At 42.6% G+C, this 23,815-nt stretch carries 26 protein-coding genes; 1 reads left to right on the top strand and 25 read right to left on the bottom strand.

Annotation, left to right across the window (positions count from 1 at the left end; all coding sequences use genetic code 11):
* Positions 1-57: 57 nt before the first annotated feature.
* The 19 genes from MFF31_RS20120 to MFF31_RS20210 all read right to left on the bottom strand — a co-directional run bounded on the left by MFF31_RS20120 (position 58) and on the right by MFF31_RS20210 (position 16,409).
* Positions 58-489 (bottom strand): peptidylprolyl isomerase, encoded by a 432-nt coding sequence (locus tag MFF31_RS20120; RefSeq protein ID WP_238190382.1) that lies wholly within the window; start codon positions 487-489, stop codon positions 58-60.
* 51 nt (positions 490-540) lie between these two features.
* Positions 541-1,872 carry a diaminopimelate decarboxylase gene (gene lysA, locus MFF31_RS20125; RefSeq protein ID WP_238190384.1) on the bottom strand — a complete coding sequence of 444 codons (1,332 nt, stop codon included), beginning with the start codon at positions 1,870-1,872 and terminating at the stop codon, positions 541-543.
* A 135-nt stretch (positions 1,873-2,007) separates the two neighbouring features.
* Positions 2,008-3,654: a spore germination protein gene (locus MFF31_RS20130; RefSeq protein WP_238190385.1), complete on the bottom strand. Its 1,647-nt coding sequence runs from the start codon at positions 3,652-3,654 to the stop codon at positions 2,008-2,010.
* 33 nt (positions 3,655-3,687) lie between these two features.
* On the bottom strand, positions 3,688-4,116 hold the full coding sequence (locus tag MFF31_RS20135) for a stage V sporulation protein AB (protein ID WP_238190387.1): 429 nt from the start codon (positions 4,114-4,116) through the stop codon (positions 3,688-3,690).
* The gene (locus tag MFF31_RS20140) at positions 4,109-4,759 is read right to left on the bottom strand and encodes a stage V sporulation protein AA (protein WP_238190389.1); all 651 of its coding nucleotides are present in this window, start codon (positions 4,757-4,759) and stop codon (positions 4,109-4,111) included. The genes MFF31_RS20135 and MFF31_RS20140 overlap by 8 nt, the downstream gene beginning before the upstream one ends.
* Positions 4,760-4,892: 133 nt before the next feature.
* Positions 4,893-5,648 carry an RNA polymerase sporulation sigma factor SigF gene (gene sigF, locus MFF31_RS20145; RefSeq protein WP_238190390.1) on the bottom strand — a complete coding sequence of 252 codons (756 nt, stop codon included), beginning with the start codon at positions 5,646-5,648 and terminating at the stop codon, positions 4,893-4,895.
* A 19-nt stretch (positions 5,649-5,667) separates the two neighbouring features.
* Positions 5,668-6,114 carry an anti-sigma F factor gene (gene spoIIAB, locus MFF31_RS20150; RefSeq protein WP_238190392.1) on the bottom strand — a complete coding sequence of 149 codons (447 nt, stop codon included), beginning with the start codon at positions 6,112-6,114 and terminating at the stop codon, positions 5,668-5,670.
* Positions 6,111-6,464, bottom strand: a complete 354-nt coding sequence (gene spoIIAA / locus MFF31_RS20155) for an anti-sigma F factor antagonist (protein ID WP_238190394.1) — start codon at positions 6,462-6,464, stop codon at positions 6,111-6,113. Before spoIIAA ends, spoIIAB begins: the two co-directional genes overlap by 4 nt.
* Positions 6,465-6,608: 144 nt before the next feature.
* Positions 6,609-7,793 carry a D-alanyl-D-alanine carboxypeptidase family protein gene (locus tag MFF31_RS20160; RefSeq protein WP_375541335.1) on the bottom strand — a complete coding sequence of 395 codons (1,185 nt, stop codon included), beginning with the start codon at positions 7,791-7,793 and terminating at the stop codon, positions 6,609-6,611.
* 396 nt (positions 7,794-8,189) lie between these two features.
* Positions 8,190-9,524 (bottom strand): pyrimidine-nucleoside phosphorylase, encoded by a 1,335-nt coding sequence (locus tag MFF31_RS20165; protein WP_238190396.1) that lies wholly within the window; start codon positions 9,522-9,524, stop codon positions 8,190-8,192.
* Between the two features lie 26 nt (positions 9,525-9,550).
* Entirely contained in the window at positions 9,551-9,721 is a 171-nt protein-coding gene (locus tag MFF31_RS20170) for an aspartyl-phosphate phosphatase Spo0E family protein (protein ID WP_238190398.1), read from the bottom strand.
* Between the two features lie 110 nt (positions 9,722-9,831).
* A complete protein-coding gene (locus tag MFF31_RS20175; protein ID WP_238190400.1) occupies positions 9,832-10,656 on the bottom strand; it encodes a purine-nucleoside phosphorylase in 825 nt (274 codons plus the stop codon).
* A 26-nt stretch (positions 10,657-10,682) separates the two neighbouring features.
* Positions 10,683-11,864: a phosphopentomutase gene (gene deoB, locus MFF31_RS20180; protein ID WP_238190402.1), complete on the bottom strand. Its 1,182-nt coding sequence runs from the start codon at positions 11,862-11,864 to the stop codon at positions 10,683-10,685.
* 48 nt (positions 11,865-11,912) lie between these two features.
* Positions 11,913-12,803, bottom strand: a complete 891-nt coding sequence (gene xerD, locus MFF31_RS20185; RefSeq protein ID WP_238190404.1) for a site-specific tyrosine recombinase XerD — start codon at positions 12,801-12,803, stop codon at positions 11,913-11,915.
* Positions 12,804-12,919: 116 nt separating this feature from the next.
* On the bottom strand, positions 12,920-13,153 hold the full coding sequence (locus MFF31_RS20190) for a DUF4227 family protein (RefSeq protein WP_238190407.1): 234 nt from the start codon (positions 13,151-13,153) through the stop codon (positions 12,920-12,922).
* A 109-nt stretch (positions 13,154-13,262) separates the two neighbouring features.
* A complete protein-coding gene (gene ald / locus MFF31_RS20195; RefSeq protein ID WP_238190409.1) occupies positions 13,263-14,387 on the bottom strand; it encodes an alanine dehydrogenase in 1,125 nt (374 codons plus the stop codon).
* Positions 14,388-14,544: 157 nt separating this feature from the next.
* Positions 14,545-15,006 (bottom strand): ferric iron uptake transcriptional regulator, encoded by a 462-nt coding sequence (gene fur / locus MFF31_RS20200; protein WP_238190410.1) that lies wholly within the window; start codon positions 15,004-15,006, stop codon positions 14,545-14,547.
* 92 nt (positions 15,007-15,098) lie between these two features.
* Positions 15,099-15,716 carry a stage II sporulation protein M gene (gene spoIIM / locus MFF31_RS20205; RefSeq protein ID WP_238190413.1) on the bottom strand — a complete coding sequence of 206 codons (618 nt, stop codon included), beginning with the start codon at positions 15,714-15,716 and terminating at the stop codon, positions 15,099-15,101.
* A gap of 129 nt (positions 15,717-15,845) precedes the next feature.
* Positions 15,846-16,409: an NUDIX hydrolase gene (locus MFF31_RS20210; protein ID WP_238190415.1), complete on the bottom strand. Its 564-nt coding sequence runs from the start codon at positions 16,407-16,409 to the stop codon at positions 15,846-15,848.
* A gap of 97 nt (positions 16,410-16,506) precedes the next feature.
* Here MFF31_RS20210 and mciZ point away from each other — a divergent pair, with 97 nt between their 5' ends.
* On the top strand, positions 16,507-16,689 hold the full coding sequence (mciZ, locus tag MFF31_RS25475) for a Z-ring formation inhibitor MciZ (protein ID WP_375541336.1): 183 nt from the start codon (positions 16,507-16,509) through the stop codon (positions 16,687-16,689).
* Here mciZ and MFF31_RS20220 read toward each other — a convergent pair whose 3' ends face one another.
* The 6 genes from MFF31_RS20220 to lpdA all read right to left on the bottom strand — a co-directional run bounded on the left by MFF31_RS20220 (position 16,690) and on the right by lpdA (position 23,610).
* Complete coding sequence (locus tag MFF31_RS20220; protein WP_238190416.1) at positions 16,690-17,820, bottom strand: M20/M25/M40 family metallo-hydrolase; 1,131 nt, start codon at positions 17,818-17,820, stop codon at positions 16,690-16,692.
* A 181-nt stretch (positions 17,821-18,001) separates the two neighbouring features.
* Positions 18,002-18,697, bottom strand: coding sequence for a lipoyl(octanoyl) transferase LipB (gene lipB / locus MFF31_RS20225; protein ID WP_238190418.1), 696 nt, complete (start codon positions 18,695-18,697; stop codon positions 18,002-18,004).
* 15 nt (positions 18,698-18,712) lie between these two features.
* Entirely contained in the window at positions 18,713-20,017 is a 1,305-nt protein-coding gene (locus MFF31_RS20230; RefSeq protein ID WP_238190420.1) for a dihydrolipoamide acetyltransferase family protein, read from the bottom strand.
* Between the two features lie 48 nt (positions 20,018-20,065).
* Entirely contained in the window at positions 20,066-21,049 is a 984-nt protein-coding gene (locus MFF31_RS20235; RefSeq protein WP_238190423.1) for an alpha-ketoacid dehydrogenase subunit beta, read from the bottom strand.
* Positions 21,049-22,083: a thiamine pyrophosphate-dependent dehydrogenase E1 component subunit alpha gene (locus tag MFF31_RS20240; protein ID WP_238190425.1), complete on the bottom strand. Its 1,035-nt coding sequence runs from the start codon at positions 22,081-22,083 to the stop codon at positions 21,049-21,051. The genes MFF31_RS20235 and MFF31_RS20240 overlap by 1 nt, the downstream gene beginning before the upstream one ends.
* Positions 22,084-22,182: 99 nt before the next feature.
* Positions 22,183-23,610, bottom strand: coding sequence for a dihydrolipoyl dehydrogenase (gene lpdA / locus MFF31_RS20245; protein WP_238190427.1), 1,428 nt, complete (start codon positions 23,608-23,610; stop codon positions 22,183-22,185).
* Positions 23,611-23,815: the final 205 nt, after the last annotated feature.

Raw genomic sequence — 23,815 nt, forward strand, 5'->3', positions numbered from 1 at the left:
TTGATCTTCCTGCCCAGCAAGAAAAACAATTACAAATGTATAACTAAATGCAAATTATTAAACATCCAAAACTTCAACCTTTTCCATCTTGTCTCCGCCTTTAAGTGCGTCAACAAACTCCATACCTTTTGTTACTTTGCCAAACACTGTGTGTCCGCCATCAAGATGTGGCTGTGGTTGGTAACAGATGTAGAATTGACTTCCACCTGTGTTGCGTCCAGCATGAGCCATAGCAAGAGTTCCGCGCTCATGTTTGTTAGGATTGATTTCACAATTGATTGTGTAACCAGGACCGCCTGCACCGCTACCATTAGGACAACCGCCTTGAGCTACGAAACCTGGAATAACGCGGTGGAACGACAATCCATTGTAGAAACCATCGTTTACTAGTTTTTCGAAGTTTGCAACCGTATTAGGAGCATCCGTATCGAACAAGTCCAAATGAACTTCTCCACCGTTTGCTAGTTTAATTTTTGCTTGTTTTGCCATTTTGCATCTACCTCTCTTTATCCGAATAGTACTACGTTACCAATTTTGCACTTACTTCGCAAGTGTGGATTTTTGCAGTCTTACCGGAATAACGTCATTGCACACAATATTGTCCAGAGATTCACGCTTAACAGCTAGATCAGCAGAGCCATCTTTGACAAATACTACTGCTGGACGACGTATACGATTATAGTTGCTCGCCATCGCATAATTGTACGCACCTGTACAGAATACAGCCAACAGATCTCCGCCTACAGCCTTAGGAAGCTCAAGATCCCAAATAAGCATATCACCGCTCTCACAGCACTTACCAGCGATTGATACGGTTTCTTCCACTGCATCATTTGCACGATTCGCCAAAATAGCTTCGTATTTCGATTGATATAATGCTGGACGAGGATTGTCTGTCATACCGCCGTCAACTGCAATATATTTGCGAACACCCGGAATGTGCTTGCTTGTCCCAACTGTATATAACGTTGTTCCTGCATCTCCAACCATACTACGACCTGGCTCAACCCAAATTTCAGGAAGCGGGAAATCTGCTTTTGAGAAATTTGTTTTGATCGCATCTGTAATCGCGCCTACATATTCACTAATTGGAAGCGGAGTGTCTCCGTCTACATAACGGATACCAAAACCTCCACCCAAGTTAATCACTTTAAACGTTAATCCAAGCTCAGAACGAATGGAAACTGCAAATTCGGATACTTTATCTACAGCCATACGGAAGCCTTCAACTTCGAAAATCTGTGAACCAATATGTGAATGTACTCCAAGAACGATTAGATTGGATAAACCCATCGCTGCTACAATCGCTTGCTTAGCGGAGCCATTTCCTAAATCGAAACCAAACTTGGAATCTTGTTGTCCTGTCGAAATATAATCATGTGTATGTGCTTCTACTCCTGGTGTAATCCGAAGCAAAATGTTTACTTTTTTGCCTTTATCACCAGCTAATGCATTAAGCAAGTCAAGCTCGTTAAAGTTGTCCACAACAAAACAGCCGATTCCTGCATCTAACGCCATATTGATCTCATCTGGTGTTTTGTTGTTGCCATGGAAGTGAATACGTTCAACTGGGAACCCAGCTTGCAAGGCAGTATATAGCTCGCCGTCGGATACAACGTCTAAAGAAAGTCCCTCTTGCTCAGCAATCGCACACATTGCCATAACGCTAAAGGCTTTACTCGCATAAGCCACTTGAAACTTTAATCCGGAAGCTTTAAATGCCTCTACATATTCGCTTGCACGTTTGCGAATTAATGCTTCATCCACAATATATAACGGCGTGCCGAACTCCTTTGCCAAATCGGTTACGTCACAACCACCGATCTCTAAATGACCATTAGTGTTAATGTTGCTAGTTCCATGTAGAAACATTGCTACCCCTCGCTTTTCTTCTACTGCATTTAGTAGACAAATTTTGGTTTGCATCTATAGCAACAGTATAACGCAAGAGGGGCGCATCCGAAATGGATAATTTCACATTTCATTTGTATTTTTGCACAATTACTACTAATTCGGCATCTTGTCTCTTTCTTGCGGACGCAGGATGTTAGGTCTTGTACGATTATGCAAAACGGGTTGGCGGATTATAATATTCCAAAGCGCTTTTGCATCGAATGGTATGATAGGCCACATGTACGGTCTATTCACTGAACGTTCATTGACAAGGATGAGCATTATAACAGTTGTTGAAATTACTAATCCCGCAACATTAAAAGCAGCTACTGCTGATAGTAGAACTAACCTAACGATACGATTCGCAAGGCCTAGCTCATAGCTTGGTGTTGCAAACATACCAATCGCAGCAATAGCCATGTAAAGAATGACTTCATTGACAAAAACACCTGTTTTTACAGCGATGTCACCAATCAATATAGCAGCAACAAGCGACATTGCAGTAGCAAGCGACTTGGGAGTATGAACAGATGCCATACGCAGTAAGTCAACGCCGATTTCAGCTAAAACAAATTGGACATACAGCGGTATTTTCCCTGTTTTGTTAGGACCAATGAACTCAAATATCGCCGGCTCAAATTCAGGATGCATAACAAACAAAAGCCAAAGGGGCAACAAAAACAGTGAAGCAAAGATGCCAATAAATCTAACCCACCGTAAATAGGTTCCGATAAATGGCGTTTGCCGATTTTCTTCAGCATGCTGCATGAGATCAGCATAACCTGTAGGTAATGTCATAACACTCGGAGAAGTGTCTACAAAAATTGCCACTGCACCCTCCAGCATATGAGATGCTACTGTATCTGGCCGCTCCGAATAACGAACGAGCGGGAATGGACTCCAGCCTCTTTTGATCGTTGCTTCCTCAAGCTGCTTGTCTGCAAGAGGCAATCCATCAATTTTCACCATTGCTATCTTTTCTTTGATCGACTTCAACATCTCTTTATCGACGATATCATCTATATACGCAATGCAAACATCTGTCTTCGTACGTTCTCCAACACTGACCAGCTCGTAACGAAGCATTGGATCACGCAATCTTCTTCGCACCAAAGAAACATTGACCATTAACGTCTCAATAAAACCATCGCGGCTGCCTCGTACAACCTTTTCTAAGGATGGCTCCTCCAAACCTCGTGCAGGGAAGTTTTTGGCATCAATTTTGATCGCTTGCGACTCGCCATCGATAAACAATGCAGTCCCACCGGATAAGACACAATAGATAAGATTGTCCCAATCGTCTTCCAGGTTCACCTGTGCCGCCGGCACATAAAGATCTAGAAAAGAATGCAGAGCTCCACTATCTAAGTCCTCAGAATGGAGATAGGATAGCCTCTTCAACACCTCGGTAAGTATTTCTTCTTTCACTAGACCATTCATGCAAAACATTACTGTACGTATTTCACCAAAGGTCATTTCTCTAACGACAATATCGAAGCTTGTCTTATAGCCAAGCTCCACTTCTAATCGGTGAAGCACCTCTTCCAAATTGGATGGAATGCCCCTTTTCTTTTTTTTATCGCCTTCGCTCTGTGAAGATGAATGTTGTCCAGCAGTATGTTCTTTTTGACTCGCTCCAAGAGCGTAGCTCCCGCCTTTTTGCGACTCTTCTTGTTGTTGTTCCTCCGACATCTTGCCTTGCGGAGAATTCTTTTCATCATCGCTAGCATCTTGCTCATTGCCATCCTGATGTTCACTCATTTGCTGGTCACCCCTTTCAAATTAATCGTTAAACTACCACTGAAATACGAGCCAATCAAATAGTGACCCTAACGTCTTTCCTAATACCATGGCCATGACCAAACTCGCAATAAAACGAGACAGCTTCATTCGTTTTGCCAATATCGGCAATACATTCATCACCTCGGTCAGCGCAGCAGCTAACATGCCTACAAATATGCCATCGAATAATCCTGAAACACTGATTAAACTTACATAAGGCAGATTCAGTCTCCAATCCATAAAATCTGCAAATGTCCAATACAGCGAACCACTTACAATTGCTGTTTCGAACCAAATAGACATTCGGAACGCTCTGGCTAGCTGCGCTAAGCGAGGAATGAGGTCAAATACGATAAGAAGAGCAACTAACCCGCTTCCTACCGCTAAGCCGCCTGCAAGACCTAATATGGCGATAAAAAGATTAGAAGCCAATTCAATCATAGGGGCCGCCTTCTTGCTGGTCGATATGATTTTTTTTGCGCATCTCATCTGCAATAACATAATCATTTAAGTTTTCTTGATACATAAACAACTCGACCTCAAGTGGATTCGGTTCCTCATTAAACCGCTTTTTAAACAGATGGTTGAAAAATAGTACCATGCCTAAACCGATACCAACCGAATAAGGAATTTGGAACCAGAGCGGATGATCCTCCCGTTTCCCTGTTATTAGTTCAACAATTCGAATATGAACATCTTTCATATTCACATCCGTATGAAAGTTCATAATCGCAAGACCTGCGCCGAAAAAAAGTAGAAGCCACGCCAGTACAAGAACAACATATCGCGGCTTAACTGGCTTATCGGCAACCATCAGTAGCACCTGAGGGTCACCGTAAGGCTCAATGGCAATATTGGGCGTCATTTGCCGCAACGATTTTACAATTTGCAAAAGATCGATAACGACGCGATTTCCATCTGATTTGTCATGCTTGTAGAGTACTAGCTCTGTTAAACGTTCCTCCATTTCTTCATCATCAGTTAGTAACCTTGCTATTTGCCCTAGTGTCACCGTTTGGGACGACTTTATATATATTCTTTTTTTGAGACGCAGATAGAGAACTGAATGGCTAGAAACGTCCATATGTCATCATCCCTTCTGCCTAAACTTGGTGTGATCCCCATTAGTATGAGACGAGGAGGATAAGGATACTCAGCCAATTTCATACAATCTGAATTGAATAAACTACCAATTAACAAAAAAAAGACCAAACCGCCTACTGGGCGATTTGATCTCGTATCGTTTGTAATATTTTTTTCTCTAGCCGTGAAACTTGGACTTGAGAAATACCTAGCCTGCTTGCTACTTCAGATTGCGTCTTGTCCCGGTAGTATCGTAAAAATACGATTAACCGCTCGCGCTCATTTAATCCCTCAATTGCTTCTTCAAGAGCCATCTTATCAAACCAGCGATCTTGAGATTCATCAGCTATCTGATCCATTAACGTAATAGGATCTCCGTCGTTTTCAAATACGGTCTCATGAATCGACGTTGGCGGCTTATTCGCTTCTTGTGCGAACACGACATCTTCTGGCGTAATGCCTAGTCGTTCTGCGACTTCAGAGATGGTAGGTAGACGTCCCAATGTTTTTGACAGCTCGTCTTTCATTTTTCTTACTTTATTAGCTGTCTCTTTCAGTGATCTACTTACCTTCAATGTTCCGTCATCTCTTAGGAAACGTTGAATTTCTCCTATTATCATAGGAACCGCATACGTTGAAAACTTTACGTCATAAGACAAATCGAATTTGTCAACAGACTTAAGCAAACCAATACATCCAATTTGGAACAGATCTTCTGGCTCGTATCCCCGGTTGATAAAACGCTGAACGACTGACCATACGAGTCGAATATTACATCCAACTAATGTATCCCTAGCCACCGTATCACCAGATTGGCTCAAAGCGATAAGTCGCTTAACTTCGGCATCATCCAGATAAGGCTGGCCTGATTGCTTCAAATCGACATTCATGAGGCTCAACCCCTATGCCCTAATTATAGAGCGCTTTTTTTGACTCGATGCGTTTCAGCATTTCAACGCGGGTACCGCCGCCCACTGTACTAGAAACTTCGAAACGGTCCATGAAATTCTCCATAATCGTAAATCCCATACCTGATCTCTCAAGCTCTGGCTTGGACGTGTAGAGCGGCTGGCGAGCAAGCTCCACATCTTCTATTCCCCGACCATCATCCGAGATGGCGATCGAGACAGTGTCTCGATCAATAGTAGCTACAATCGTTACTGCACGAGTTGCATCACTCTCATAACCATGAATGATAGCATTCGTAACAGCCTCTGATACCGCAGTTTTTAAATCATTTAACTCTTCAAGCGTTGGATCAAGCTGGGACACGAAAGCAGCAACAGTTATCCGTGCGAATGCTTCGTTTTCCGAACGGGCACTGAACGAAAGTTTCATTTCGTTTTTCCCTGTCATGACACCACCTCCAAACTCGAAATAGCAGTTCGTTCGTTGTCGTGAACCGATATGATTTTGAACAACCCTGACAATTCAAACAATCGCCGAACCGCAGGATTGACATCGCATACGATCATTTTTCCACCTTTGCCCTTCACTTGTTTGTACCTGCCCAAAATGACACCAAGCCCTGAACTGTCCATAAACTGAAGTTCCTTAAGACTTAAAATGACATGATTGACGTTGTCCCGCAGGAGCGATTCTTCCATCTTGAATCTGACTGTATTTGCGGTATGATGGTCAAGCTCTCCATGAAGCCGTACAATCAATACGTTGCGGTAATGCTCCAATTCAATTTGCAGACTCATTATGCTGTTCATCTCCTTTTCGGGTAATGGTTACACTCGCCGAGATAAAACTAGCAATTCTCCAAATGAGCTTCCGATTCCTGCACACCGACAAAACTAGAAGCATACCGCTATGAGATGACAAAAAATGTAGGTAATTAACACTTAATGGAACAACCCGCTAGCGGAACGCTTCAACATGTTCCACCAGTTAGCCTTCTTTACTGACTGGGGTGATTCGATATCATATTCCTTTAATACCTGGTCATCTTGATAAACAATTAACTTTCCTAATTGTTGTCCTTCTTGGACTGGCGCTTTTAATTTCCCATCGAGCTTAAGTTCATAACGAATGTCTTTTGTTGGACTGCCCTTTTTCAAAAGTACGCTGTAAGGCTGCTTAGCAACTAATGAGAGTTCTGATTCCATCCCTTTTTCAACTTTAACGGTACCCATCGTCTCGCCTTCTCCGATAATCGGGTGGTTTATATATTGGGCAAAAGAATAATCAAACATTTGGGAAACCTCTACATTGCGCTGCTTCGTTGTTGGTTCACCCATAACGACTGCGACGACTCGAAGATTGTCTCTCTTTGCTGTTGCTGATAAACAATATTTTGCTTCACTAGTAAACCCCGTTTTCAATCCATCAGCCCCACTATAAAACCGAACCAGCTTATTTGTGTTCACTAGCCAAAATGGTTTTTCTGATGTTTTGCGCAAATAGTCTTGATAGAGCCCTGTATATTTGGTCACTTCACTATGTTTCAAAAGCTCTCTCGACATAACTGCAATATCATGAGCAGAGGAGTAATGACCTTCTACTGGCAAACCATTTGGATTAACAAAATGTGTATCGTTCATACCAAGTTCTTGGGCACGTTTATTCATCATTGCCACAAACTGAGGCTCGGTTCCGGCAAGCTTCTCTGCCATCGCAACGGATGCATCGTTACCCGATGCAAGCGCTATGCCTTTGATCATGTCATCAACGGACATTTCTTCGCCTTGTTCCAGAAAAATTTGAGAGCCACCCATCGATGCTGCATATTCGCTCGTACTTACTTGGTCTGTTAGCTTAATTGTACCTTCATCCAGAGCTTCCATAATGAGGAGCAACGTCATAATTTTTGTTATGCTCGCAGGCGGGAGCTTGTCATGGCTATTTTTCTCATAAATGACCGTACCGCTCTCAGCATCCATCAAAATAGCTGAACGAGCTGACGGTGCCAAATCTGCGGCTAATGTACTATTCGGTTCTTGCTTCTTCTCTTCTGCAAATACAGATATTGGCAACAGTAACGTACAAACCAATGCCAATGCAACAAATGATGTCATTCGACTATTCAACGTATTGTCCCTCCTGGTAGATATGTGTTGTGATGCGATACCATTTAACGACACAGATCGGATATATTTTCCTTTTCAGTGTTGACGAATGGTATGCAAATTATTCCACCAGCTCCCAGAACAATGACGATACTTTTGCAAAGGGACGTCTAAAGAGTCGTTTTTCTATTGTTAAATAACATTTTTATAAGGAGAAGAGTCGTGCTTCGTTATACGATCGACGCATTTATTTGATGATGAAGTCACTTGGTAATGGTCAGTTACATCAATTGCATCGATTTTAACGGCTCCCAATTATCGTCCAATAGGTTTTCTAATTAAAAAAGCCTGTTGAGGAGATCCTCAACAGGCTTTAAACACACTCATGTGCCGTATTTACATATGACTGACTATAATCTATTCGCTATATCGAGTTATTCCGTCAACTGTTACGACAGACAATAATAGAGGTCGCTCAGATGGTTTCTCTTGGTTGAAGGTGTAAGCACGTTTAACGCGTTCAGCTACTGCAGCAGTATTTTCATTCTGCTCACGAACATGAAGTGTTACGAGCGATTCACCAACATTAACTGCATCGCCAACCTTTTTACGAAGAGTTATTCCGACTGCGTAGTCTATGACAGCTTCTTTTGTCGCTCTGCCCGCTCCTAGCAACATAGCGGACAAACCAAGCTCCTCTGCCTCTATAGCCTGTACAAAGCCAGATTCAGTGGAAAGTACCTCAACAGTATAAGGCGCTGTAGGAAGCTTGCTAGCGTCATCTACAAAGCTGTCATCGCCGCCTTGAGCTACAATGAACTCACGGAATTTAGCTAATGCCTCACCATTGTCAAGTTGTTTACGCAGAAGAGTCATAGCTTCATCAAAGCTAGATGCTTTGCCGCCTAGAACAACCATATGAGCAGCTAAAGCAAGACTAAGCTCCGTCAAGTCTTCTGGCCCTTGTCCTCTAAGCGTATCCACACACTCTAATACTTCAATCGCATTACCGATGGAATAACCAAGTGGTTGATCCATATCACTAATAACAGCTGCTGTCTGACGGCCAACTTCTGATCCAATCGACACCATAGCACTAGCTAATTTCTCAGCATGTTCTACTGTTTTCATAAACGCGCCGCTGCCTGTTTTTACGTCCAAAACGATGGCATCCGCACCTGCTGCAATTTTTTTACTCATAACTGAACTCGCAATCAACGGGATTGAATCTACCGTAGATGTTACGTCGCGAAGTGCATATAATTTTTTGTCTGCTGGCGCTAAGTTGCCACTTTGTCCAATAACAGACAAATGAATATCGTTTACCTGCTTGATGAAATCTTCACGGGATAATTCTGTATGGAAGCCCGCAATTGATTCCATCTTATCAATAGTACCCCCTGTGTGACCAAGACCACGTCCTGACATCTTAGCTACAGGAATACCTACTGAGGCAACTAGAGGACCAATAATAAGTGTCGTCTTGTCACCTACACCACCTGTACTATGTTTGTCTACTTTTATCCCATTGATAGGTGATAGATCAACTTGATCGCCGGAACCCGCCATCGCTAATGTTAGCGCCGCTGTTTCCGCACTTGTCATTCCTTTGAAAAAGATCGACATTGCCAATGCAGACATTTGATAATCAGGAATATCACCTTTGCTGTAACCATTTATCAAAAAAGCAATCTCTTCCGAGTTAAGCTCTCCGCCATCACGTTTTTTATGAATTAAATCTACTGCTCTCATGTTGTCCTCCTCAGTCCTTGTGCAAGTTAGGTCACTTTAGCAAGTGTACGGCGTTCTGATTGAACGCGAACAATAATTTCATCGAGCGTTTGACTAAGTACCAAAACGTCACGATGCAACAAATTTTGTTCTGTTATAGCCGTTTTTACCATTTCGTTGCGCAAACGCTCTAGTTGTAATAGTAAATGTTTGTCCATTTTTAGGTCCACTCCATCTTTCTATGATCATGGACATTATACGACGAACAAGCGGTAAAACACTGTCATATTGAGTCGAGTCAATTGTTACAATTATGTTACAAAGACGATTACATTTTAGCAATTAATGCCGATACAAGGTTCAAAAATTGGGACTTGACATGCTCAGCTGTTTCCATAACTTCATCATGTGACAAAGGTTGATCCAAAATACCAGCTGCCATGTTAGTAATACAGGAAATACCGACTACTTCCAAGCCCGCATGACGTGCTGCGATAACTTCTGCAACCGTCGACATTCCGACAGCATCTGCGCCAAACTGGCGAAGCATGCGGATTTCTGCTGGCGTTTCATACGTTGGTCCTAGCAAGCCAACATAAACCCCTTCTTGTAAGGAGAATCCTTGAGCTTCTGCAATTTCCTTAGCAATTGAACGAAGACGTTTGCTATATGCCTCAGACATATCTGGGAATCTAACACCTAGCTCATTATCATTTGGTCCGATAAGCGGATTTTTTCCGGTGAAGTTAATGTGATCAGAAATAAGCATCAAATTACCTGATGCAAAGTCAAGATTAATGCCGCCAGCAGCATTTGTTACAAGAAGAGACTGGGCACCGATTGCCTTCATTACTCGAACGGGGAACGCTGTCAATTCTGGGCCATAGCCTTCATACATGTGGAAACGTCCACGCATAAGCACTACGTTTCTACCAGATAATTTTCCGATCAAAAGCTCGCCAGCATGGCCTTCTACAGTGGAAACTGGGAAATGCGGAATGTCATGGTATTGAATCGTTACAGCATCTTCAATTAGATCACCAAGTACACCTAAACCGGAACCCATAATTAAACCGATTTCCGGTGTAATATTGATTTTCCCCTGTATGTACTGTGCTGCTTCTTTAATATGTGCTCCTGTTAATTGATTCATTAGTAATTCCTCCTAAAAGTGATTATTTAGATTTCTAGTTTGGCTAAAAAGCTTTGTCCGTTAGGTGGAGCCACAGTTCCAAAGTTGTCTGCAATCGTTGCTCCCAAGTCAGAGAATGTAGCAGAGATCGGAAGTTCTTTTGTTGATCTGAATGCAGGACTATATAAAAGAACCGGTACGTATTCACGAGTATGGTCTGTTCCTGGATGTGTTGGATCATTGCCGTGATCGGCTGTAACAATAAGAAGATCTTTTTCTCCAAGCACGCTTTCTAAGTTAGGAAGTGCCTGATCGAACTCCTCAAGCGCCCGAGCATAACCTTCAGGATCGCGACGATGTCCGTACAGGGAGTCGAAATCAACCAAGTTCGTAAACAATAAGCCTTTAAACGGATTTTTTAAGCGCTCAATTGTTTGCTCGATACCGTCTGCATTGCTTTTTGTTGGTGCAAACTCCGTAATTCCTTCGCCATCAAAGATATCGTTTATTTTGCCAATGGCTATTGTATCATATCCGCCGCCTTTTAGTGAGTCCAAGACTGTAGGTTCTGGCGGCTTCACAGCGTAATCATGACGATTAGATGTTCGTTTGAACGAACCTGGCTCGCCTTTATATGGTCTTGCAATAACACGTCCTAATGTGAAGCGTTCGTCCATTGTCAGTTCTCTTGCAATTTCACATGCACGATAAAGCTCATCTAATGGGATAACATCTTCATGTGCTGCAATCTGAAACACACTATCTGCAGACGTATAAACGATCCATGCACCGCTCTTCATCTGCTCTTCGCCAAGTTCATCCAATATTTCTGTTCCACTTGCAGATTTATTACCAATTACTTTACGTCCCGTTCTTTCTTCGAAAGGTCCGATTAATTCCGGAGGGAAACCATCAGGAAACGTTTGGAAAGGAACCGTAAGCTTAAGACCCATAAGCTCCCAATGACCCGTCATCGTATCTTTTCCTACCGACACCTCTGCCATCTTGCCATAATAAGCACGAGCTGGTTCATCAGCAGGTTTCCAGTTCGCTATCGGAGCGATGCGATCTAGTCCCCAGCCTCGCAAGTTTGGCAATGCCAAATCATTAACACGTTCAGCAATATGTCCTAATGTGTGAGAACCTGCATCACCAAAATCTGGTGCATCAGGCAATTCACCGATACCTACACTATCCAATACAATTACAGCAATACGATCAAATTTCATTTTCCTATTCCTCCCTATCCATCCTCAGAACTAGACTTAACATTACTGTTAAGCTCTGGGATGAGCGCTAGTATAAGCTTCTTTCATTCTTGTCTTAGACACTTGCGTATACTTGAGCGTCGTTGCAATATCAGAATGCCCAAGCAACTCCTGTACCGTTCGTACATCTGCTCCGTTGTCAAGAAGATGCGAAGCGACAGAATGCCTAAGTGTATGAGGAGTAATTTCCTCATTAATTTTTGCTTCTTTTGCATACTTTTTGATCATTTTCCAAAAACCTTGTCTTGTCATTCTTGTTCCTAAGTGATTTAGAAACAATGCTGAAGCTGGCTCTCGTTCAGTCACTAATTGCTCTCTGCCTGCATCTAAATAAGATGCTAACGCAGCACTAGCATGACTTCCAAAAGGTATTACTCGCTCTTTCATACTGCTACCTATGCACTGGATATATCCTAGTGACAGATGAAGATGCTCTGTATTCAATGACACAAGCTCTGTAACTCGAATACCTGTTGCATACAGAAGCTCCAACATTGCTTTATCACGTTTGCCGGTAGCGCTTTCTGTACTAGGTGTATCTAGTAAAGTACTCGTTGTAGCAATTGTTAACACGAGCGGAGGCTTCTTCTCCTGTTTTGGCGCCTCCATATGTATAGAGGGGTCTTGAACGATAATGCCACGAAGAGCTAAATAATGAAAAAATGCCCTCACAGATACAATGTGCCTTGATATTGTAGCTGCCTTTCGTCCTTGTTCTTTGAGCAATGCCATGTATTTGGAGAGATGATGTCTTTGCACCGACTGCCACTCCGTTATGCCTTGATCCTCAGCGTAACAAATAAAGCGCACTAAATCCCTTTCGTAGGATGCCAGTGAATTCGCAGAAAGCCGTCTCTCCATCTGCAAATATGAAATATAAAGGTTCAATTGAGCTTTCATTATAACTCCCTTTCGCAGATGTCGCCATAATGACTATATGTTCTTGAGAGGGATTCAACATTCGACATTAATTATCCTGCTTTTTCATGCAAATGTCACTCTAGTTCGTCATTCCATTATTCACCATACCAATAAAACCACCGAAGTCGATCAGCAGAATTGCCTTGTTCCGGTGATTCTACATCAGTAATAAATACTTTCATCGCATCGCCTCGCGGCTTCTGATAAGGATGAATAGGTGAGATGACTTCAACAAGCAATCGATATCCCCCGGCAGCAAAAAAGAGAAGAATGAGGAAAACAATAATAAACAAGATACGATTCAACCAGCCCCGCAGCGAAAACACCATTCGCAGCTGCCTCCTTTCGATATGGACGAGCTACTGACACTGTCCCTATCACCATATGTGGAGGCAGATGCGAATATGATAGACTTCATTTTCTACCGTCAAGTTACTTTTAAGAATTACTTTCCAAGGCTTTTTCAATTGGTGTATATGAAAGCCCTGTAGCCTTTGCTACTTGTTCATTTGTCAACAATCCACTATGGGTATTGACACCTTTTTGCAGCGGCAAGCTCCTCCGAAGTGCATCCAGACCACCATTTGCCAACTCCATTGCATAAAAAATCGTTACATTCGTTAGTGCAAATGTAGACGTTCTTGGTACTGCACCTGGAATGTTTGAAACAGCATAATGTATTACCCCATGTTTGATATAAACAGGGTCTGTATGTGTCGTTGGACGATCTACTGTTGCAATGGATCCACCTTGATCAACAGCCACATCAACAATTACTGATCCTTTTTTCATACGCTCAACCATCGGCTCTGTAACTAGATGCGGCGCTTTCGCACCCGGAATAAGTACAGCTCCAATAACAAGATCAGCTGTACTAACAGCTTCTGCAATATGATATGGACTTGACATTAGTGTTCGAATTCGACCACCAAATACTTCATCCAAATATCTCATCCGATCCGCACTCTTCTCAATAATGACCACATTAGCTCCTAGTCCTAAAGCCATTCTTGCTGCATTAGTCCCTACAATACCTCCACCGATGACAACAACCTCAGCAGGGGGTACTCCAGGAACACCACCTAGCAGAACCCCTCTGCCGCCATTGAAAGCTTCTAGAAATTGTGCTCCAACTTGCACAGCCATCCTTCCCGCTACTTCACTCATTGGAGTGAGAAGTGGCAAGCTGCCATTATCCAATTGTATGGTTTCGTAAGCAACTGCTGTTACACCGTTATTGACTAGTGCTTCAGTCAAGTCTGGTGCAGCCGCAAGATGGAGATACGTAAATAATAGAAGTCCGTTTCGAAAATATTGAAATTCCGCTTGAAGCGGCTCCTTCACTTTCATAATCATGTCTGCTCGTGCCCACACTTCAGAAGCCTCAGTTAAGATAACAGCCCCTTCTCGACTATAATCATCATCCCCGAAACCGCTGCCGCTACCTGCTCCAGCTTCAACTAATACTTGATGTCCAGCAGAAGTAAGCATGATTACTCCCGCAGGTGTAAGCGCTACTCTATATTCGCTCTGTTTGATTTCTTTTGGCACACCTATGATCATAGTTTCAAGCCTCCTTGTTGATCGTCCTCAGCGATACCATCTCCAGCATTGGCCTAAAATATGTGTATGCAAGGATAATTAAAAGAGAGACTAACCCTAAAATTTACTTAAAAAGCCAAAACGGCTTTGCTCTCCATAAAATGGATTGCATAGCCGTTTAATTTGTAGGTGGATTTTCATTTTTCTCTCTGCAGCGGCGACATACGCCTTGGAAGTCTAAACGGTGATCTACGACAAAAAATCCGTACTCTTCCTCTAGTCGTTCCTCTAACGGAAGTAGCCAATCATCTTTAATCTCATCCATAGATCCGCATTGTACGCATATTAGATGATGATGATGATGTTTGTTGCTATCCGTTCGCAGATCATATCTCGCTACTCCATCGCCGAAATTAAGCTTCTCGACAACATGCATCTCACTCAATAACTCTAATGTGCGATAAACTGTTGCAAGTCCAATTTCCGGAGCTTTGTCCTTGACGAGCATAAAAACATCTTCAGCACTTAAATGGTCTTCCTCATGCTCTAACAATACTCTCACGGTTGCTTCTCTCTGCGGGGTCAGCTTGTAGCCCTGCGATTGCAACTGTTGCTTTATCTTCTCAATCCGGGCTTCCATGATTTCCCCCCTGCCACATGTCTGCGCCTATACCAGAAAACGTTTCCTTTCATTATAGGTGCTAACCAGTAGGAAAGTCAAACATTATGCTGTCAAAAGATGCCGTTAAGGGGCGAAATAAATGGAGCAGCCCAGCTGATGATCGTTGGTGAAATATAGGCTTCTAATAATGCAGCTCCCGCAAATATAAACATCATAATAATTGTTGTTGAAGTCAGAGCTCCTAACTGAGGAAGGAGTTCACCTTTTTGCTGAAGGAGTCTATTTCGTACAATAAAAAGACCAAATGTAATAGCTGCAGAACTCGTAATGACAAGTGCAGGAATAATTATAATATTTTGCGGTGCAAGAGCTACTAATGAAAAGAGAACGCCTTTCCAAGCATATTGCTGCAACAACACACCTATTGAAAATCCAATAAGCGTCCCCTTTAAAAAGTTCAATATTAGGATGAAAGGAATGCCAACAACCGTAACGCCTAACAGCCAAATAAGCATTAGCCATTTAAAATGAAAAAAGAACCGATCCCAAAATACATCCACCTCATTGGAAGCGACCCCTCCATTCATCAACTGAACATAATGACTCACCTCCGCAGTCAACTCTTGCTGCTGCTCCAAAGTAAGTGCGTTAACAAGAAGAGCCCCAAAAATGCCGCCAACAACAAAAAGCACGGACACAAATATGTAAAGGTTAAAATTATTTTTCACAACAAAAAGCCCCCTCACAAGCAACATGAAAATAAACAGAGCTACAATTCATTCTAAAGCAAATCAGGGAATGGTTGTCCTCTTGTTCATCCTATGCTTCTGGCGGGGCTCCTATGACGAGTGAATGGTTTACAACTTATCTTTCAATAGATATAGCTTCCAAACATATATGGCCATAATTGTTTTGGCGTCACTAATACGTCCTGTTGCAATATAGGCATCTGCTTGCTCTACTGTAATGGCTTCAACCTGCAAATCTTCATCTTCGTCAAAGCTTTGTTTTCCTTGCTCAAGCTCATCGGTAAAATAGAGAAACAACTTTTGGTTAGAAAAACCAGATGCCGTATAGAAAGAGTTAACGAGCTTTAACTTCTTCGCACGATACCCTGTTTCTTCTTCAAGCTCTCGACCCGCTGCTATAAGAGGGTCCTCGTCTTCTTCAAGTTTTCCTGCAGGAATTTCGATCTGAGATTTTTCAATCGCTTTTCGATATTGGTCAACTACAAGTAACTTTCCATTTACCAAAGCTATAATTGCTGCTACTTGTGGGTGTTTGACGATTTCCCGGTTGACTGTAAGCCCATTAGCGAGCTTCACGGTGTCGACCTGCAACGAAATCACTTTTCCTTCATAGATCGATTCCGTGTGGATTGTATCTTCCTGCCATATTTCCGGCTTTGGCAATTCTCCCATTCTGAATCGACTCCTCAACTTGCCTTGTGAATAAACAGCATATCTTGTCCATCGTCAGCATACCTTTTCAGTATTAATCAAAAAGGAGATGAATGCTATGAAACAATATATTGCACCTGAACATTTGCGTATCGTAGGAAAAGGGTGGGAGATCCGTCATCAACTGCGTAAACTCGCTGCTGCTTCTGGAGGAATGAAACTAGTTCCATTCACAAACGGACTCCCGCCGATAAAGGTAAAGCTAGGTAACTCCAGTACTCCCTCTACTCCAAAAGAGTAATTAGCTTAAAGCAGCTTGTTTAATGATTTCAACAACTAATTGAGACGTTTTCACAAGATCTTCCACTTTGATTTGTTCCTTTGTAGTATGAATGTATTCATACCCGACAGCTAAGTTAACCGTTGGCAATCCTAGGCCATTAAAGATGTTAGCATCGCTTCCGCCGCCTGAATGGAATGTTCTAGGTGTAGCTCCAATTTCAATGATCGCTTTTTTTGCTAATTCAACAACAGCATCGCCATCGCTATATTCGTAAGCAGGATAAATAACTTCACTATGGAACTCTCCGCGAGCGCCATATTCTTTTGCAGTATTTTCAACTGCTTCCCTCATTGCAACCAACTGTGCGTCAAGCTTGTGCTGTACAATACTGCGCGCTTCTGCGTCAATTTTCACATAGTCGCATACGATATTAGTTGCTCCGCCGCCTTCGAATCTGCCGATGTTCGCAGTAGTTTCCGAGTCAATACGGCCAAGAGGCATTTTTGCAATTGCCTTCGCTGCAACCTGAATTGCACTTATTCCATCTTCAGGATTTACACCAGCATGCGCCGATTTTCCGTACATTTTAATTATAACTTTAGCTTGTGTTGGTGCCGCTACAGCAATATCACCGATCGAACCGTTTGAATCCAGTGCGTATCCAAACTTCGCTTCTAGCTTCGAAGCATCAAGTGCTCTAGCTCCAAGAAGACCAGACTCTTCCCCTACTGTAATAACAAATTGAATTCGACCGTGAGGAATATCTTGCTCTTTCAATACTCGAATGGCTTCAAACATAGCAGCAATACCTGCTTTATCGTCAGCACCCAAAATGGTAGTTCCATCGCTGCGGATATAACCATCTTCATCCAATTGCGGTTTAATGCCATTGCCAGGAGTTACAGTGTCCATATGAGATGTAAAGAAAATTGTAGGTATTCCTTCGCCCCCTTTATTTGCTTCAAGCATTGCAAATAAATTGTTCGCTCCATGACCCGTTTTTGCCGCTGCGTCATCTTCGCTTAACGTTAGTCCCAAATCCCCAAACTTCTTCTTCAAAACGATACTAATCTGTCCCTCATGCTTCGTTTCACTATCCACCTGCACAAGCTCCATAAATTCTTGAACTAAACGATCTTTTTGTATCATACTATTTCCTCCATTCATTATTTTCGTTTACAATAGAACTATAAGGTTAACCCTACCACTTACCTAGAAAGGAGATCTTCCTTATGCGTCAACAAAAAATGATTCGTCTAGTAGCCATCATCGTAGCTGCAGCTCTTCTAATTACTACCCTATTTGCTGGTATTGGCTCTGTCTTCTTGGGCTAAACGCTACTGCAATTAAATTGGTTAATAAAATACGGTAGTATACCTTTAGAAGCTTCTTCAACTGTCATTGACATTCCTGTAAGATCATTAAATGATGTTACACCGTATTGCTGGATTCCACACGGTACAATACCGTTGAACCCTTCTGAGGCAATGCCAGACTTAATATTGAGCGCAAATCCATGGCTCGTAATAAAGCCCCTCCGATGACGGGCTTTATTAAATTTGACGCCAATTGCAGCTATTTTCTCATCGCCGACCCATACACCTGTATATTCCGGTTTTCTCCCTGCTTCTATACCATACTGTGACAACCAATCAATAATGACCTGCTCTAAGCTTCGTAAGTAAGCGTGGAGATCTAGTCCAACGGCATCAAGGTACAAAAGTGGGTAGCCAACCAATTGCCCAGGACCATGATAAGTAATGTCGCCGCCTCGATCAATTTCAAAAAGTGAGATTCCACGCTCGCGCAGCTCCTCTTCACCAAACAATAGATGCTCGGGATGTCGATCGGAGCCCATCGTATATGTAGGTGGATGCTGAAGAAGGAGCAGCGTCTCAGAACGCTCCTCCCGATCAATTTGCTTTACAAATTCCTTCTGCATATCCCATGCTTCCCCATAAGGAAGCATTCCGATGTACTCGGCTTCCAAACGTCTAGAGTCAGTTTTTGCACCTGTCTCAGCCATGATGGTTCCCCTTCTCTAGTACAGTTTGCTTTCAATCGTAAAGCTTTCCAAGTTTTCCTTCACACGTTGCAGGAATCTACCACATATAACCCCATCCAAAATACGATGGTCTAATGATAAACATAGGTTCGCCATTGATCTTACCGCAATCATATCATTGATAACAACAGGTCTTTTCACAATCGATTCAAACGTTAAAATCGCTGCTTGTGGATAGTTGATAATCGGATATGACAAGATGGAACCAAATGAACCCGTATTGTTTATTGTAAATGTGCCGCCTTGCATATCAGACAACGTTAATTTACCATCACGCGTCTTACGTGCAAGCTCGTCGATTTCCTTCGCCAGTCCTGCTACGTTTTTGTGATCAGCATTTTTGATTACTGGTGTTAGGACCGAATCTTCAGTACCGACAGCAAGTGAAATATTAATATCGCGTTTCACAATAATTTTGTCTACAGCCCAAGTTGAGTTCATGATCGGATAATCTTTGATCGCATTAACGACTGCTTTTAGCAAGAACGCTAAATAGGTTAAATTGACCCCTTCACGTTTCATAAACTCATCTTTCAGCTTGTTCCGAAGGACGACCAAGTTCGTTACATCAACCTCAACTGTCGTCCACGCATGTGGAATTTCACTGACGCTTTGGCGCATGTTTCGAGCAATCGTATTGCGAAGCGGTGTCACATCAATAAATGTTTCTCCGCGGCCTGGATTTTCCGAACCTTGTACTTCAATCTTAGGTAAACGAGGAGTTTCAGACAGATGAATGCCTGAAGTTCTTACCTGTGCTTTCGGATCGATAGTTGATACAGGCTGTGTACCCGTTGATTGATGTGCACCAGATGCTACAAATGCCAGCACATCTTTGCGAGTAATACGGCCTCCTAGACCGGTTCCTGTTACATCTGATAACCGAACGTTATGTTCTCCCGCTAATTGCTGAACTGCTGGTGAGAAACGGTTGCGCATAGGTGCATTCTCATCCGCCAACATCGTAACAGCAGCTGTTTCACTAACGTTAGCCCCTGACTGTGCAGGTGCAGCACTACCAGATTGTTCTTCGGAAACTTCCGTTTCTATTAGGCAAATAGAAGTACCAACTGGCACAGTTTCGCCATTGCCGACCAAAATCTTCATAAGTGTTCCAGATACAGTTGAAGGCAATTCTGCATTCACCTTATCCGTAAGAATTTCACAAATTGGCTCATAGATATCTACCCAATCACCGGGCGCTTTCAGCCATTTGTCTATTGTTGCTGATACCAATGATTCTGCAAGTTGTGGAACAGTAATTTCTATTAATGTTTTCATTTCAACCAACTCCCAACTGTCCAAGCTTTAGCAAGCTCTGCGGATAGGTTAATATAACGCTAAATTTCTCATAGCTTCTTTTACTTTATCTTTGTTAAGCAAGAAAAACTTCTCACCTGGCGGATTAATTGGCATTGCAGGAACATCCGGTCCACACAAACGCATAATAGGCGCATCCAGCTCGTAAAGCAGTTCTTCTGAGATGATAGCCGACACTTCAGCTCCAACGCCACCTGTTTTATTATCCTCATGAATAATCAAAACTTTACCCGTCTTACGGACCGATTCCAAAATAGCTTCCTTATCAAGCGGCTGCAATGTACGAAGATCAAGAATATGCGCACTAATTCCTTCTTGCTGCAGCTCTTCAGCTGCTTGCTCAACGAAACGAAGCGGCATACTGTATCCGATAACGGTAATGTCTTCGCCCTCGCGAAGAACATTGGCAACGCCTATTGGAACAATATAATCATCTTCTGGAACTTCCCCATTTACTAGCTTGTAACATTTTTTATTTTCAAAATAAATGACTGGATCCGGATCACGAACAGCAGCTTTAAGCAGACCCTTCGCATCATATGGACGATAAGGTGCCACAATCTTCACACCAGGTGTACCAAAAAATACTGATTCAGGACATTGCGAATGATAAAGTCCTCCGAATACGCCGCCACCAATCGGTGCTCTTATTACGAGTGGGCATGTCCAGTCATTATTGGAACGATAACGAATTTTAGCTGCTTCACTAATAATCTGATTTGTTGCTGGGAACATAAAGTCAGAATATTGCATCTCAGCAATTGGTTTCATACCGTACATTGCTGCTCCAATAGCTACTCCAGCAATTGCAGATTCAGCTAGAGGGGTATCCATAGCACGCATTTCACCAAACTGCTCATGCAAGCCTTTTGTCGTCGTAAACACGCCGCCTTTTACTCCAACATCTTCACCAAGAACGAACACATCCTCGTCCCGTTCCATCTCTTCTTTCATAGCTAACCGAATCGCGTCAATATAATCCATTACAGCCATTAACGTCGCCCTCCTTGCTCAGCATCATTCGCATAAACATGCAACAGCGTAGATTCCGGAGTTGGGAAAGGCGCTTTATCGCCATATGCCGTTGCTTCATCTAGCTCTATACGGATAGCAGCATTCAGGTCGGCTTCCAGCTCTTCATTCCAAATCCCACAGTCAACCAAATATTGCTTAAACTTAGGAATACCATCCTTTGAACGATGCAAATCGACCTCTTCTTTAGTCCGATATGCTAAATCATTATCAGAAGTGGAATGTGGCGAGATACGATACATCATTGCTTCGATCAATGTAGGCCCTTCACCAGCAACCGCACGCTCACGTGCTTCTTTAACTACGCGAAACACTTCAAGCGCGTCATTCCCATCGACCTGCAAACCTGGGAAGCCATATCCTAGCGCTCTATCTGCAACCTTACCGGCAAGCTGCTTGTGTATAGGAACAGAAATCGCATATTGATTATTTTCGCACATCAAAATGACTGGGAGCTTGTGTACACCAGCAAAGTTGCAGCCTTCATGGAAATCACCTTGATTACTGGAACCTTCACCAAAAGTTACAAAGCTAACAAATGATTTTTTCTTCATCTTAGCTGCAAGTGCAATACCTACAGCATGTGGTACTTGTGTCGTAACTGGGCTTGAGCCTGTTACGATGCGAAGCTTCTTCGATCCGAAGTGGCCCGGCATTTGTCGCCCGCCGCTGTTAGGATCTTCTGCCTTAGCGAATACGGATAATAACAAATCACGAAGTGTCATACCAACTGAAAGAACTAAACCGTAATCACGGTAATACGGTAAAAAATAATCATTTTCTCGATCAAGTGCATAGGCAGCAGCAACTTGAGCCACTTCTTGTCCAATCCCGGATACGTGGAAGTTGATCTTGCCTGCGCGTTGCAACAATAACATTCTTTCGTCAAACTTTCTTGCTTTAACCATCATTGCGTACATATCAATAGCTTGCTCGTCGCTAAGCCCTAATTCTAAATGACGCTTGTTTTGCACTTTTGCAGATACTTTGGTCATAAAGGTATTCCTCCTTATTTGCCAGCTACTATAACCTGGTACTAAGACCTCGTCTTACTCATTATAACCGCTTTTCGAACAAAAAGAAAACCGCCTTACTTAAAAGGAAATAGACTTCCCATCAACAGCCAACATCGCTTCACCAACAGCTTCTGCAAGCGTTGGATGTGGATGCACCATTGACCCAACTTCCCAAGGTGAGGCATTTAACCAACCAGCTAATGAAGCTTCAGAAATTAAATCTGTAACATGAGGTCCAATCATATGTACCCCCAATATGTCATCCGTCTTCCGATCGGCGATCACTTTCACAAAACCTTCTGCATCACCCAAAATCAGAGCTTTACCAATTGCCTGAAAAGGAATTTTCCCGATCTTCACCTCATGCCCTTTTTTGCGAGCACCGTCTTCTGTTAAACCATATGAAGCAATTTCTGGACTTGAATAAATACATCTTGGAATGGCATGATGCGGCACCTGTGCTTGTTTTAAGCCACAAATATGATCAACCGCCGTCAATCCTTCATGAGCTGCCGCATGGGCAAGCTGTACACCACCGACAACATCTCCAATTGCATAGATATGCGGCTCAGTCGTCTGCCCGTATTCATTGACTTCAATATAGCTGTTGTTCACTCTAATATCGGTATTTTCCATGCCAATACCTTCGATGTTCGCAACACGACCTATAGATACTAACATCTTTTCGGAAGTCAAAACAACGTCTCCGTCTGCAGTAGATGCTTTAATGCTAATTCCTTCTTCGTTAGCAATGTAGCTTTCTGTATTCAGTTGTACGCTAGTCAATATACGGACACCTCTACGGCGTAGTTGCTTCGAAAGCTCTGTGGATACTTCAGTATCTTCCCCAGGCAATAATCTTGACCCTGCCTCTACTAGCGTTACATTAACGCCAAAATCTATAAGTAAAGATGCCCATTCGACGCCAATTACACCACCGCCAACAATCAGTACTGATGCAGGAAGCTTTTCCATTTCAAGTGCATGATCACTAGTCAAAATATGTACACCATCCGATTCCAGCCCAGTCAGTTCTCTTGGACGTGATCCAGTAGCAATAATTAAGTTAGTCGAAACAACAGATTCCATCTCGCCATCTGCAAGTTCAACTGCAAGAGAACCGCTTTTTGGAGAAAAGATCGAAGGTCCTATTACCCTTCCTCTGCCGTTAATAATTTCAATACCGTTTTTTTTCATTAGACTTTTAAGACCACGGTGCAGTTGCTCGACTGTACCTTCTTTACGATTTTGCACTTTACCAAAATCAAGTGAAATAGCTCCATCAGCCACATTAATACCATACACGCTTGATTGTAGCAATGTACGATACACTTCTGCACTACGTAGAAGTGCCTTACTTGGAATACATCCCTTATGCAAGCAAGTACCACCCAGCTTGTCCATTTCGATTAACGCTACTTTCTTGCCCGCCTGCGCTGCACGAATTGCTGCTGTATATCCACCCGGACCACCGCCAAGAACTGCTACATCTACCGTTATTGCCATAATGTCGCCTCCAATAATTACTACAATATATGATTATACCTCAAATTCATGCTCAGTCTATTATGTATATCACACAAAAGCTCCAGTTCCATTGTACTTGTTTTCCACTCGTATTTCACGTTCTACTTACAAAATAGACACCCAACTCAGAAAAAGGTATGATAGGAAAGTAAAATTGTTAAAACAATATCCTTTTATAGTCAAT

Origin of the sequence: Paenibacillus sp. L3-i20 (genome assembly GCF_022180385.2) — a bacterium.
In the GTDB taxonomy this organism is placed as follows: Bacteria; Bacillota; Bacilli; order Paenibacillales; family Paenibacillaceae; genus Pristimantibacillus.